12 protein-coding genes are annotated in these 12,642 nt (G+C 70.3%); 8 read left to right on the top strand and 4 right to left on the bottom strand.

Going from position 1 to position 12,642, the window contains the following annotated elements; translation table 11 throughout:
• Nucleotides 1-23 precede the first annotated feature (23 nt).
• Nucleotides 24-911, bottom strand: coding sequence for a RecB family exonuclease (locus AC07EQ_RS19930; RefSeq protein ID WP_478389414.1), 888 nt, complete (start codon nucleotides 909-911; stop codon nucleotides 24-26).
• Nucleotides 912-1,000: 89 nt separating this feature from the next.
• On the opposite strand from AC07EQ_RS19930, the gene AC07EQ_RS19925 reads away from it, so the two are divergent.
• On the top strand, nucleotides 1,001-2,140 hold the full coding sequence (locus tag AC07EQ_RS19925; protein ID WP_478389413.1) for a site-2 protease family protein: 1,140 nt from the start codon (nucleotides 1,001-1,003) through the stop codon (nucleotides 2,138-2,140).
• Between the two features lie 264 nt (nucleotides 2,141-2,404).
• Nucleotides 2,405-3,238 carry a tRNA (adenine-N1)-methyltransferase gene (locus AC07EQ_RS19920; protein ID WP_358571057.1) on the top strand — a complete coding sequence of 278 codons (834 nt, stop codon included), beginning with the start codon at nucleotides 2,405-2,407 and terminating at the stop codon, nucleotides 3,236-3,238.
• Nucleotides 3,239-3,293: 55 nt separating this feature from the next.
• Here the strand turns inward: AC07EQ_RS19920 and AC07EQ_RS19915 are convergent, their stop codons facing one another.
• Nucleotides 3,294-4,046, bottom strand: coding sequence for a hypothetical protein (locus AC07EQ_RS19915; RefSeq protein WP_478389412.1), 753 nt, complete (start codon nucleotides 4,044-4,046; stop codon nucleotides 3,294-3,296).
• A gap of 37 nt (nucleotides 4,047-4,083) precedes the next feature.
• The gene (locus AC07EQ_RS19910) at nucleotides 4,084-4,734 is read right to left on the bottom strand and encodes an Rv0361 family membrane protein (protein ID WP_478389411.1); all 651 of its coding nucleotides are present in this window, start codon (nucleotides 4,732-4,734) and stop codon (nucleotides 4,084-4,086) included.
• Nucleotides 4,735-5,239: 505 nt separating this feature from the next.
• On the opposite strand from AC07EQ_RS19910, the gene arc reads away from it, so the two are divergent.
• Both arc and AC07EQ_RS19900 read left to right on the top strand, forming a co-directional pair.
• Entirely contained in the window at nucleotides 5,240-7,030 is a 1,791-nt protein-coding gene (gene arc, locus AC07EQ_RS19905; RefSeq protein ID WP_478389410.1) for a proteasome ATPase, read from the top strand.
• An 81-nt stretch (nucleotides 7,031-7,111) separates the two neighbouring features.
• Complete coding sequence (locus AC07EQ_RS19900; RefSeq protein ID WP_478389409.1) at nucleotides 7,112-8,062, top strand: aldo/keto reductase; 951 nt, start codon at nucleotides 7,112-7,114, stop codon at nucleotides 8,060-8,062.
• Nucleotides 8,063-8,240: 178 nt separating this feature from the next.
• Here AC07EQ_RS19900 and AC07EQ_RS19895 read toward each other — a convergent pair whose 3' ends face one another.
• Entirely contained in the window at nucleotides 8,241-8,750 is a 510-nt protein-coding gene (locus tag AC07EQ_RS19895) for an NUDIX hydrolase (RefSeq protein WP_478389408.1), read from the bottom strand.
• Between the two features lie 117 nt (nucleotides 8,751-8,867).
• Here AC07EQ_RS19895 and dop point away from each other — a divergent pair, with 117 nt between their 5' ends.
• The 4 genes from dop to prcA all read left to right on the top strand — a co-directional run bounded on the left by dop (nucleotide 8,868) and on the right by prcA (nucleotide 12,513).
• Nucleotides 8,868-10,367 (top strand): depupylase/deamidase Dop, encoded by a 1,500-nt coding sequence (gene dop / locus AC07EQ_RS19890; RefSeq protein ID WP_478389407.1) that lies wholly within the window; start codon nucleotides 8,868-8,870, stop codon nucleotides 10,365-10,367.
• Between the two features lie 161 nt (nucleotides 10,368-10,528).
• Nucleotides 10,529-10,720: a ubiquitin-like protein Pup gene (locus AC07EQ_RS19885; RefSeq protein WP_010310552.1), complete on the top strand. Its 192-nt coding sequence runs from the start codon at nucleotides 10,529-10,531 to the stop codon at nucleotides 10,718-10,720.
• Between the two features lie 129 nt (nucleotides 10,721-10,849).
• Nucleotides 10,850-11,683 (top strand): proteasome subunit beta, encoded by an 834-nt coding sequence (gene prcB / locus AC07EQ_RS19880; protein WP_478389406.1) that lies wholly within the window; start codon nucleotides 10,850-10,852, stop codon nucleotides 11,681-11,683.
• Nucleotides 11,684-11,757: 74 nt separating this feature from the next.
• Complete coding sequence (gene prcA / locus AC07EQ_RS19875; RefSeq protein ID WP_132480541.1) at nucleotides 11,758-12,513, top strand: proteasome subunit alpha; 756 nt, start codon at nucleotides 11,758-11,760, stop codon at nucleotides 12,511-12,513.
• The last annotated feature ends 129 nt before the right edge of the window (nucleotides 12,514-12,642 follow it).

Below are 12,642 nucleotides of genomic sequence, written 5' to 3'. Positions count from 1 at the left end.
CTGCGGACCCTTGCGGGCGGGGGTCAGCCGGTGCGGTCGAGGACCGATTCCGGGCCCGGGTCGGGTTCCGGCCAGCCCGGGTAGGGCGGCGGGGTGCCGCCGAAGGCCGGGCACAGCGGCTTGTGGTCGCAGTAGTCGCACAGTCGGCTGGGGTTCGGCCGGAAGTCGCCCGTCTTGCCCGCCCGCAGGATCGCCTGCCAGATGGCCTCCAGGGTGCGCTCGAAGCGGCGCAGCTCCGTCTCGTCCGGCGTGTAGGCCAGCCGCTGCTTGCTGGCCAGGTACATCAGCAGCAGCTGGCGGGGGATCTCGCCGCGGGTGCGCCACAGCACCAGGGCGTAGAACTTCATCTGGAACATCGCCTTGGCCTCGCCGATCTCCCGCGGCGCGGCACCGGTCTTGTAGTCGACCAGCCGGATCTCGCCGGTCGGGGCCACGTCGACGCGGTCGACGAACCCGCGCAGCAGCACTCCGGAGTCGAGCTCGGTCTCCACCCGCAGCTCGCAGGCCTCCGGCTCCAGCCGGCGCGGGTCCTCCAGCTCGAAGTAGGCGTCCAGCAGCGCGTTCGCCGACTCCAGCCAGCCCGCCAGCTCGGGATCGTCGGGCCCGTCGAACAGCTCGCCGAGCTCCGGCTGCTGCGCGAGCAGCTCCTCCCAGGCCGGTTGCAGCAGCGCCCGCGCCTGCGCCTGGTCGCGCTCGGCCATCGGCAGTCCGAACAGCCGCTCCAGCACCGAATGCACCACGGTGCCGCGCACCTGCGCCTTGCTGGGCGTTTCCGGCAGCCGGTCCACGGCGCGGAACCGGTAGAGCAGCGGGCACTGCTTGAAATCGCTCGCGCGGGACGGGGACAGCGCCGGCCGCCTCGGCCTGCCGTCCTGGAGTGTCCCGCCTGTCGCCTGCGCAGGTTCCGCCATGGCCCGTGACCCTAATCGAGCCGACCGACACGCGATCACCCCCTGCACGGATCACGACTGCCTCACGGGTGGGGCACTACCCTGCGTGCATGCCGTCGACCGCGTCCCCGCCCGCCCGGCCCAAGTTGAACGACGGCGGCCTGCTGCTGTGCCGCATCGCCGGGGTGCCAGTGCTGCTGTCGCCGTCGTGGTGGCTCGGGGCGGCGCTGATCGTGCTGCTCTACACGCCGCTGGTGGGCCGGATACTGCCGGGAGCGGGGATCTGGGAGAGCGCGCTGCTGGCGGCGGTGTTCACCGTGCTGCTGGCGGTTTCGGTGCTGCTGCACGAGCTCGGGCACTGCATCGTCGCGCTGCGCCTGGGGCTGCCGGTGCGGCGCGTTCGCCTGTTCCTGCTCGGCGGCCTGTCGGAGATCTCCCGGACGCCGCCGAAACCCACCCAGGAGGGCCTGATCGCGGCGGCCGGGCCCGCGGTGTCGCTGGCGCTGGCGCTGGCGACCGGAATCGGCTGGTTCGCGCTGGTGCCCGGCGGCGCGATCTGGCTGCTGGTCGCGCAGACCTGCGTGGCGAACCTCGCGGTGGCGGTGTTCAACTTGCTGCCGGGCCTGCCGCTGGACGGCGGCCGGATGCTGCGGGCGCTGACCTGGCGGCTCACCGGCAAGCGCGCCACGGGCACCACGGCGGGCGTGATCGGCGCGGGAGCGGTGGCGGCGGTCCTGATCGGCTGGGCGCTGGTCGGCCTGCTCAACAACGCCCAGGACCAGTGGCTGCGGCTGGGGGTGTGCGTGCTGATGGCGTGGTTCGTGGTGGCCGGTGCGAGCGCGGAGCACGCGGCCGAGCAGCGCAAGCGCTGGCCCACGGGCCTGGCGCTGGGGGACCTGGTGCGCCCGGTCCTGCAGCTCCCGGCGGAGAGCCCGGTGGGCGATGCGCTGCTGGCGGCGGCGGGCCGGGGCGTGGTGCTGGTGCGGGCCGACGGCATCGCGGTCGGCCTGCTCGACCAGACCGCGGCGGAGCGCCTGGCCACCCACGCGCCGAACGAACCGGCCGAGCGCGCGGCCGAACCGGTCGACCCGGACACGATCCTGCTCGACAGCGAGACCCCGGACGCGATCCTGGAGCGGGTGCAGTCGGTGCTGGCCTGGCAGTTCCTCGTGGTCGACGGCGAGGGCAGGCCCAGCGGCGTGCTGCGCCGCGAGGACCTCCGCAACGCGCTGCGCTCCCGCCGCGGGTGATCTCTATGCATCGCGGAAGCCGCAGCTGAGCGTCGGACGAGCGGCGAAGCCGCTTTCTCCTTCGCCACGCACGCAGCTGGCACCGCCGCGGGTTCTCAGACGGCGTCTGGCGAGGACAGCTGGTCATACGCAAGTCGGGGCTCCCACAGTCCAGACGGCGTCTGAGGCTCCGCTACCTGCACCGCTGCGGAAGCCAGCCCGAACCCCTTGTTGGCCTTCTGCGACGATGGTGCGCTGTACCAGCGTGGAGAAGGTAGGCAGCAGTTGAGCAGCACCGTCAGCGGTGAGTTCCAGCCCGGCGACCGGGTTCAGTTGACCGACCCGAAGGGCCGGAAGTACACGGTCGTCCTGGAGCAGGGAGGGGAGTACCACACGCACCGCGGTGCCCTCGCGCACGACGACCTGATCGGCAAGCCGGAGGGCTCGGTGGTGACCTCGGCGGGCGGCACGTCGTTCCTGGCGCTGCGGCCGCTGCTGGCCGACTACGTGCTGTCGATGCCGCGCGGCGCCCAGGTCATCTACCCGAAGGACGCGGCGCAGATCCTCATGTGGGGCGACATCCGCCCGGGCGCGCGGGTGCTGGAGGCCGGCGCCGGATCGGGCGCGCTGAGCTGCTCGCTGCTGCGCGCGGTCGGCCCCGAGGGCAGCGTGACGTCGTTCGAGGTGCGCGAGGACCACGCGGAGCACGCGGAGCGCAACGTGCGGCGCTTCTTCGGCGACAAGCCGGACAACTGGACGCTGCAGCTGGGCGACGTCCAGGAGTACGACGGCGACCCGGTCGACCGGGTGGTGCTCGACATGCTCGCGCCCTGGGACGTCCTGGACAAGGTCCACGAGAAGCTGCTGCCCGGCGGCGTCCTGGTCGTCTACGTGGCCACGACGACCCAGCTGTCCCGGATCACGGAGGCGATCCGCGAGCAGCAGAACTGGACGGAACCCCAGTCCTGGGAAACGCTGCTGCGCCCGTGGCACGTGGTGGGCATGGCGGTCCGCCCGGACCACCGGATGGTGGCGCACACGGCGTTCCTCCTGACCACCCGCCGCCTGGCGGACGGCGTGACCCCGCCCCGGGTCCAGCGCCGCCCCAGCAAGGGCTGAACGCGAAAGGCCCGCCCCGGACCGGGGCGGGCCTTCTCACGTGATCGGGGTTCGATCAGCAGAACTTCCAGGAACCGTCCTCGACGATCATCTTCATGTCCTCGTCGATCTGCTGGTCGGGCATCAGGTCGGCCACGTTCTGACCCATGATCTCGACGTCGGCGGTGATGCTGATGTTGCCGGAGACCTGGGCCGTGGCGGTGTTGTCGCCGTTGTCCTTGACCTCGCCCAGCTTCATCTCGATCTTCATGCCGTCGATCAGCTTCTGGATGTCGGCGTCGGTGAGGCCGAACTCCTTGAGGTCCTGGAAATCGGCGCTCTTGCCCTCGAAGGTGTCCATCATCTCCTGGAACTTCTCCTGCTCCTTCTTGCAGGAGAGCGGCTGCAGGCTGGCGAAGTCCTTCTGGTTGATCGCGTCGATGCCCTGCTGGGCGACCTTGCGGGGGTCGCCGGGGCCGCCGGTGAAGACGATCACCAGGGTGATCACCAGGCCGATCACGAGGAGGCCGCCGATGCCGCCCAGGATCCACGGCAGCGGGGACTTCTTCTTCGGCGCGTCGAAGCCCGGCTGGCCGAAGCCGCCGCCCTGCGGCGGGTACGGGGGCTGCTGGCCGAAGCCCTGCTGCGGCTGCGGGCCGCTTTGCGGGTACGCGCCGCCCTGCTGGGGCTGGCCGCCGCTGGGCGGGTAGGCGCCGCCCGGCTGGCCGCCGAAGCCCTGCTGCGGCTGGCCACCGCTGGGCGGGTACTGGCCGCCGGGCTGCTGCCCCCAGCCGTCCTGCCCGGGCGGCTGCTGCGGTGGGTACGTCATGGGTCCTCCCCCTTGCTCACATGCTCTTGCTGCGGGCTCACTGGTCGAGCTGGCAGACCTTCCAGGTGCCGTCCTCCACGACCAGGCCCATCGTCTGGTCCACCGGTGTGGACGATCCGTCGGCCTCGTAGGTTCCGGTCAACTTCGCGGTGGCCTGGTCGCCACGCTCGGTCACCTCGCCGAGCTTGACGTTGAACTTCCACTGGCGGAGCTGGCTCATCGCCGTGTTCAGCTCGGCCTTGTTGGAGCTGCAGAACAGGCTGCTCACGCCGTTGAAGTCGCCCGCGTTGACCTTCTGGACGACCTCCTGCGCGACCGGCCGGGCCTCGCCGGGCCCGCTGTTCAGCCAGAAGAACACCCCGACGCCGGCCCCTGCGAGGACGACGAGCGCCCCGACCAGGCCGAGGATCAGCGGCAGCTTCGACTTCTTGCGCTGCGGTGGCTCGATGTCGGCGAAGCCGTTGGGCTCCTGGATCCAGGAGCCGGGGCCGAACTCGCTGCCCCACTGGGGGGCCATGGGCGCCTGCTGCTGCTGGTCCGGGCCCTGCTGGCCCCAGCCGGTGTGCTGGTTGCCGTACCAGGCGGGCTGCTGCTGCGGGGTTTCCGGCGGACCCTGCTGAGGGAACCCGTTGCCCGCGGGTTGCTGGCCCCACCCGCCCTGTCCAGGCTGCTGCGGCGGATAGGTCATGGCTCCTCCCCGGAGTGGTGCGTTGCTGCTTTCGGCGGCCGTAAGTAGATCAGAGCCCGCGACGCGTGGTGCACGGAGTGGACTTTTCGGCACTCAATCGTCATGGGGAATTCGCCGGGCTGGAGTGGCGTCCAGGGGCAGTTGTTCCAAATGATGGGAGAAGTGCCGGATGCGCTCGCGGCCCGGCGGCCGCAACGCCACCCGGTTGCCGGATCGGTTAACCCGGATGCCCGCCGACCGTCCCGATCCGCGTGGCGCAACGGAAAACCGGTGCTCGTGGGGCCGCGTCGTCCGATCGGGAACGTATCGAACGGACCATGATCGTCAACGCAACGTGTCCGCCCCGCCCGGCCGAAACGCGACCCGCTGGCGCCAACCTGGCCCGCCTCATGGGTATTCGCGGATTTTTGTGGCACGCTGGGCGATCCGGCGGGCATCAACGACGCCGCCGTCGTCGGTGATCGCCGGTACCGTGGTGGTACGAGCACGGGAGGAGGGTGCCGACATGCAGCACGACCGTCCCGGCAGCCGGCCTGAGGAGGGCGGCGAGCAGTACAGCGGTGGCTCCGCAGAACTCCGCAGCCAGATTCGTCTCCTGGAAGACGAGGTTGCACTGCTGCGCCGCAGGCTCAACGAGTCTCCCCAACAGGCCCGGTTGCTGGAAAAGCGGCTGGCCGAGGCATCCGAGAGAGTGAGCCAGCTCACCGAACGGAACGCCAAACTCACCGAGACCCTGAAGGAAGCGCGGGGCCAGCTGATGGCGCTGCGCGAAGAAGTCGACCGCCTCGCGCAGCCCCCCAGCGGTTACGGGGTCTTCCTGCACGGCTACGAGGACAGCACGGTCGACGTGTTCACGTCTGGTCGCAAGATGCGGGTGGCGGTGTCACCCAACGTCGAGACGGAGGAACTGAGACTGGGCCAGTCGGTGCGCCTCAACGAGGCCCTGACTGTGGTGGAGGCTGGTGCGTTCGAGCGAACCGGTGAGGTCTGCACCTTCCGGGAGCTGCTGTCCAGCGGTGCCGGGGAGAGCCCCCGGGCGCTGGTGCTGGGCCACACCGACGAGGAACGCGTCGTGTGGGTCACCGAACCGCTGGCCGCGTCCGGGCTGAAGGCCGGCGACTCGGTGCTGATCGACAGCAAGGCGGGCTACGCCTACGACGTGGTGCCGAAGGCCGAGGTCGAAGACCTCGTGCTGGAGGAGGTGCCCGACGTCGGGTACCAGGACATCGGTGGGCTGGCCGGCCAGATCGAGCAGATCCGGGACGCGGTGGAGCTGCCGTTCCTGCACTCCGACCTCTACATCGAGTACCAGCTGCGGCCGCCGAAGGGCGTGTTGCTGTACGGCCCGCCGGGCTGCGGCAAGACGCTGATCGCCAAGGCCGTCGCCAACTCGCTGGCGAAGCAGGTCGCCGCCGCGCGCGGCGACGACGACGGCCACGCCAAGTCCTTCTTCCTGAACATCAAGGGCCCCGAACTCCTCAACAAGTTCGTCGGCGAAACCGAGCGGCACATCCGGCTGATCTTCCAGCGGGCGCGGGAGAAGGCCTCCGAGGGCACCCCGGTGATCGTGTTCTTCGACGAGATGGACTCGATCTTCCGGACCCGGGGCAGCGGCGTCTCCTCCGACGTGGAGACGACCATCGTGCCGCAGCTGCTCAGCGAGATCGACGGTGTCGAAGGGCTGGAGAACGTCATCGTCATCGGCGCCTCCAACCGAGAGGACATGATCGACCCGGCGATCCTGCGGCCGGGGCGGCTGGACGTGAAGATCAAGATCGAGCGTCCGGACGCGGAGTCGGCGAAGGACATCTTCTCCAAGTACCTGACCAAGGAACTGCCGATCCACGAGGAAGACCTCAAGGAGTTCGACGGCGACAAGGGCGCGTGCGTGGAGGCGATGATCCAGACCACGGTCGAGCGGATGTACGCCGAGACCGAGGAGAACCGGTTCCTGGAGGTCACCTACGCCAACGGCGACAAGGAAGTCCTGTACTTCAAGGACTTCAACTCGGGCGCGATGATCCAGAACATCGTGGACCGGGCGAAGAAGGCGGCCATCAAGTCGGTGCTGGAGACCCGCCAGCCGGGCCTGCGCGTGCAGCACCTGCAGGACGCCATCGTCGACGAGTTCGCCGAGAACGAGGACCTGCCCAACACCACCAACCCGGACGACTGGGCCCGCATCTCCGGCAAGAAGGGCGAGCGGATCGTCTACATCCGCACCCTGGTCAGCGGGAAGAGCCAGGAATCCGGCCGAGCGATCGACACGGCCACGAACACGGGCCAGTACCTGTAAAGGCCGAGCTCGGGGCCGCCATCTCCGCGGGGGTGGCGGTCCCGAGCTGTGCCGCAGGCCGACAGAGGTTAGGTTCCAGGCATGCTCCCAGCGCAACGATCGGTGCAGCGCCTAGGACTCGGTCTCGCCGCGCTCGGCAGGCCCGCGTACATCAACGTCGGTCGCGCCGCCGTGCTGCCCGTGCAGCGCACCGCGCAGGCGATGCGGGAACGCACCCGGACGGTGCTGGACGCCGCGTACGCCAACGGGATCCGCTGGGTGGACACGGCCCGCTCCTACGGCAGCGCCGAGCAGTTCCTCGCGGACTGGCTGCGGGAGCGCGGCCACCAGGACGTCGCGGTGTCCAGCAAGTGGGGGTACGCCTACGTCGCGCAGTGGCGCATCGAGACCGAGGTGCACGAGGTCAAGGAGCACTCGGTGGAGCGCCTGCGCACCCAGTGGGCCGAGACCCGGACGCTGCTCGGCGACCGCATCGACCTCTACCAGGTGCACTCGCTGACCACCAGCAGCCCGCTGTTCGACGACCTGGCGCTGCAGCACGAGCTGGCGCGGATCCGCGACGCCGGGGTGCAGCTGGGCTTCTCCACCAGCGGCGCGGCGCAGGGCGAAACCATCGAGCGCGCCTGGGAGATCGAGGTGGGCGGGCGGCAGCTGTTCAGCGCCGTGCAGTCCACTTGGAACACCCTGGAGCCGTCCGCGAGCCGCTTCCTGGCGGAGGCGCACACCGGCGGCTGGCGGGTGCTGGTGAAGGAAACCCTGGCGAACGGGCGGCTCGCGGTGGATCCGCCCGCGGAGCTCACCAGGGTCGCCGACCGGCACGGGGTGGGCACCGATGCCATCGCGCTCGCGCACGTCCTGCGCCAGTCCTGGGCCGACGTGGTGCTCGTCGGCGCGGCCAGCGCCGAGCAGCTGGAGTCGAACCTGGCGGCGTGCCGGGTGGAGCTCACGGACCAGGACCTCGACGCGCTGAGCCGGCTGGCCCGCGACGCCGCGACCTACTGGGGCGAACGCGCCGAACTCCCCTGGCACTGAGCGGCGTCCGCGCAGCCGCGGCCGGGGACGGGATGGGATGAAGTCAACGGCCTGTTCGCCCCTTCTATCGATGCGAACGGTCCGTTCGCTCCAATCCCGCTTGACGGGGTGTTTTGAAGCGAACGGACCGTTGGTGCCGTCTATTGAGGTGAACAGGCCGTTCGCTTCACACCTCCGTTCACGATCGGGCGAACCACTCTTCGGCGAACTGGCGGCCGTCGGGCACGAACGGCCATCCGGGGTCGTTCAGGCGCTCGCGGAGCTCGCCCAGGGGCATCCACCAGCCCTCGGCGACTTCTTCCGGCTGGTGGACGATCGGGCCGTCCCACAGCGCCTCGTAGAGGAATCCGTGGTAGCGCACGGTGCCTTGCTCGTAGGTGGAGCGGAACAGGTAGCGCACCGGCGCGTCGCGCACCCCGAGTTCCTCGGCGAGTTCGCGCACCGCGGTGACATCGGGATCCTCGCCGGCCGCGACCACGCCGCCCGCCGCGCAGTCGTGCATGCCCGGGTAGACGTCCTTGGTGTCGGTGCGGCGGTGCACGTAGATCCTGTTGCGGTCCGGGGAGAGCAGGAGCACCGCCGAGGCCGCGTGCCAGAGGCCCTCCGCGCGCATCCGCCGCCGAGTCGCGCTGCCCACGACACGCCCGGTCGCGTCGTACACCGCCACCGATTCCTCGCCCGCGCTCATGGCCCAATCGTCGCACCCTTCCTTCGAGGCACACGCGTTGCGCCGAATCGGTTCGACTCGGATCCCTGTGGCGTGCGGCACTCCGCTTGGTCGGTGAGACCCCGTACGCTGCGAGGTATGCGGCGGATCATGGGAACCGAGGTGGAGTACGGCATCGTCGTGCCGGGCGATTCCGGCGCCAACCCGGTGCTGACCTCCACGCACATCGTGCTGGCCTACGCGGCGGCGGCCGACATCCCGCGGGCGCGGCGCGCGCGCTGGGACTACGAGGTCGAGTCGCCGTTGCGCGACGCCCGCGGTTTCGACCTCAGCACAGCGGCGCAGCAGACCAACGGATCGGACGGCGACGACCTCGGGGCGGCCAACGTCATCCTCACCAACGGCGCGCGGCTGTACGTCGACCACGCGCACCCCGAGTACTCGGCGCCCGAGGTGACCAACCCGCGCGACGCGGTCATCTGGGACAAGGCCGGTGAGCGCGTCATGGAGGAGGCGGCGATCCGGGCCGCCAGCGTGCCGGGCAGCGCGCCGATCCAGCTGTACAAGAACAACGTCGACGGCAAGGGCGCCAGCTACGGCACCCACGAGAACTACCTGATGTCCCGCAGCACCCCGTTCACCTCGGTGATCGGCGGCCTGACCCCGTTCTTCGCGTCCCGCCAGGTGATCTGCGGTTCGGGGCGCGTCGGTCTCGGCCAGGCGGGGGAGAAGGCCGGCTTCCAGCTCTCCCAGCGCTCCGACTACATCGAGGTCGAGGTCGGCCTCGAGACGACGCTCAAGCGCGGCATCATCAACACCCGCGACGAGCCGCACGCCGACGCCGACAAGTACCGGCGGCTGCACGTCATCATCGGCGACGCCAACCTCGCGGAGACCTCCACTTACCTCAAGCTCGGCGCCACCGCGCTGGTGCTGGACATGATCGAGTCCGGGCAGCGCTTCGACGACCTGAAGCTGGCCGACCCGGTGCAGGCGGTGCACCTGATCAGCCACGACCCGACCCTCAAGCAGACCGTCGAGCTCACCGACGGGCGCCGGTTCACCGGCCTGGACCTGCAGCGCGCCTACCACGAGCGCGCCGCCCGGTACCTCGACGAGCACGGCGCCGAGCGCCCCGCCCGCGACGTGCTGGACACCTGGGGCGAGGTGCTGGACCTGCTCGGCGGCGACCCGATGGACTGCGCCGACCGGCTGGACTGGCCCGCCAAGCTCCGGCTCATGGAGAGCTACCGGGCGCGCGACGGCCTGGGCTGGGCGTCGCCGCGGCTGCACATGGTCGACCTGCAGTACTCCGACGTCCGCCTGGACAAGGGCCTGTACAACCGGCTGGTCGCGCGCGGCTCGATGAAGCGCCTGGTCAGCGAGGAGGAGGTGCGGGATGCGGTGACCACGCCGCCGGAGGACACCCGCGCCTACTTCCGCGGCCGGTGCCTGGAGCGCTACCCGTCGGAGGTGGCCGCGGCGTCCTGGGATTCCGTCATCTTCGACCTGGGCCGGGAATCCCTGGTGCGCATCCCGACGTTGGAACCGCTGCGCGGCACCAAGGCCCACGTGGGCGCCCTGCTGGAGGCGGCGGCCAGCGCCGAAGAGCTGGTCGACTCGCTGACGAAGGGCTGATCCACCGGCCGGTGAACACGTTTCGTGCACGTCAGCCCGGTGTGGATGATCGAAATGACGCCCGGCTGGACGTGGGCGAACGGGTGTCGGATGGGTAGTGTTCACAGCAGGGTGTCCCCACTGCCGGGAGAACATCCGAAAGGCGAGCACCGGGAGGCAAGATGTCCCAGGAAAAGGTTCAGCGGCACGGCGGCGGCGAAGGCGACGAAGAGCAGGGTCCGGAGGCCGCCGGTCAGGAACGTCGCGAAAAGCTCGGCGAGGACGTCGACGCCATCCTGGACGAGATCGACGACGTCCTGGAGGAGAACGCCGAGGACTTCGTCCGCGCCTACGTGCAGAAGGGCGGCCAGTAGCCCGGCGGGCCCGGTCGTGACGTCGACGCCGGGCCGGAAACTCCGGCCCGGCGTTGTCGGCTGTGCGCCGGATCATGACTAAAGTGCTGTTGAAGTCGAAAGCCCTTCGATCGGGAGACGATGTCGCTGATGGATCCGAGCTCGGGCCAGGCCCTGCCCGCCGCCTACCTCACGCCGGGGTCTTACTCGTTCACCGACTTCCTCCGCGCGACCGCGCCCGAACTGCTGCCCGGCGGCCGCAAGGTGCCGGAAGGCACCGTGCAGGCCCCGCACGGCACCACGATCGTCGCGGTGACCTTCCGCGGCGGCGTCCTGCTGGCCGGTGACCGCCGAGCCACCATGGGCAACCTGATCGCCCAGCGGGACATGGAGAAGCTGTTCGTCACCGACGCCTACTCGGCCGTCGGCATCGCGGGCACCGCCGGGGTCGCGCAGGAGCTCGTCAAGCTGTACGCGGTGGAGCTGGAGCACTACGAAAAGCTCGAAGGCGTTCCGCTCTCGTTGGACGGCAAGGCGAACCGGCTGGCCAACATGCTGCGCGGCAACCTCCAGGCCGCGATGCAGGGCCTCGCGGTGGTGCCGCTGTTCGCCGGGTACGACCTCGACGCCGACGACCCCGAGCGGGCCGGCCGGATCGTCTCCTACGACGTCGTCGGCGGCCGGTACGACGAGGTCGGCGGTTACCACGCGGTCGGTTCGGGTTCGCTGTTCGCGAAGTCGGCGCTGAAGAAGCGCTACGACCCGGACGCCGATGCCGACGCCGCGGTGCGCACGGCCGTCGAGGCCCTCTACGACGCGGCGGACGACGACTCCGCCACCGGCGGTCCCGACGTGTCCCGGCGCATCTTCCCGTCGGTCATCACCATCACCGCCGCAGACGGCGCCGTGCGGGTGCCCGAGGAGCGGACGGCCGAGGTCGCCACCGAGGTGATCAACGGCCGGTTGGAGAACCCCGGCGGCTGACGCCGCGGCCCGGTGCCGCCGGGCCCCGATCACGCCTGCCCGAGCGAGCAGATTCGAACCAGGAGTGCACAGCCGTGACGATGCCGTTCTACACCTCTCCCGAGCAGTTGATGCGGGAGCGTTCCGAGCTGGCCCGCAAGGGCATCGCGCGGGGCCGCAGCGTGGTGGTGCTGAAGTACGCCGGTGGCGTGCTGTTCGTCGCCGAGAACCCGTCTCCGACGCTGCACAAGGTCTCCGAGATCTACGACCGCATCGGATTCGCGGCGGTGGGCCGCTACAGCGAGTTCGAGGCCCTGCGGGTGGCCGGCGTGCGCATCGCCGACGTCCGCGGGTATTCCTACGACCGCCGCGACGTCACGGGCCGGTCGCTGGCCAACACCTACGCCCAGCACCTCGGCGCGATCTTCACCGAGCAGATCAAGCCGTTCGAGGTGGAGATCTGCGTGGCGGAGGTCGGTTTCACCGCCGAGACGGACCAGCTGTACCGGTTGACCTACGACGGGTCCATCGTGGACGAACCGCAGTACGTCGTGATGGGCGGCCAGGCCGAGGCGATCGCGAGCACGCTGAAGGATTCGTTCAGCGACGGCCTGGAACTCGCCGACGCGACGAAGCTCGCGGTCGAGGCCCTGTCCTCTAGCGGGGACAGCACCCGGGAGCTGGGCATGGGCCAGCTCGAGGTGGCGGTGCTCGACCGCGCCCGGCCGCACCGCACCTTCCGCCGCATCCAGGGCGCGGCGCTGACGGCGCTGCTCCCGGCGAAGGAGCCGGAGTCCGAAGCGGAATCCGCCGACGGCGATTCCGAGGACGAGACCAAGAAGGACAAGTAGTCCTCTCGGCCACGGGTGGAGGGCATCTTCCGGCGAGGAGGTGCCCTCCACCGCTGTCCGGGCTCCCCGGACGGCCGCCCGCCGCTCGTGCCTGGGCCGGATCCGGTTGGGGGCCACAAGATGCTGTGG

It is taken from the genome of Saccharopolyspora sp. NPDC045839, assembly GCF_056431645.1.
Note: the sequence above shows the minus strand (reverse complement) of the source record. Positions and strands in the feature narration are given on the sequence as shown.

Coding starts and splice junctions, on each gene's coding strand:
- AC07EQ_RS19930 (WP_478389414.1), bottom strand. CDS start 911: ATGGCGGAACCTGCGCAGGCGACAGGCGGGACACTCCAGGACGGCAGG.
- AC07EQ_RS19925 (WP_478389413.1), top strand. CDS start 1,001: ATGCCGTCGACCGCGTCCCCGCCCGCCCGGCCCAAGTTGAACGACGGC.
- AC07EQ_RS19910 (WP_478389411.1), bottom strand. CDS start 4,734: ATGACCTATCCGCCGCAGCAGCCTGGACAGGGCGGGTGGGGCCAGCAA.
- AC07EQ_RS19900 (WP_478389409.1), top strand. CDS start 7,112: ATGCTCCCAGCGCAACGATCGGTGCAGCGCCTAGGACTCGGTCTCGCC.
- AC07EQ_RS19885 (WP_010310552.1), top strand. CDS start 10,529: ATGTCCCAGGAAAAGGTTCAGCGGCACGGCGGCGGCGAAGGCGACGAA.
- dop (WP_478389407.1), top strand. CDS start 8,868: ATGCGGCGGATCATGGGAACCGAGGTGGAGTACGGCATCGTCGTGCCG.
- prcB (WP_478389406.1), top strand. CDS start 10,850: ATGGATCCGAGCTCGGGCCAGGCCCTGCCCGCCGCCTACCTCACGCCG.
- AC07EQ_RS19915 (WP_478389412.1), bottom strand. CDS start 4,046: ATGACGTACCCACCGCAGCAGCCGCCCGGGCAGGACGGCTGGGGGCAG.
- AC07EQ_RS19895 (WP_478389408.1), bottom strand. CDS start 8,750: ATGAGCGCGGGCGAGGAATCGGTGGCGGTGTACGACGCGACCGGGCGT.
- arc (WP_478389410.1), top strand. CDS start 5,240: ATGCAGCACGACCGTCCCGGCAGCCGGCCTGAGGAGGGCGGCGAGCAG.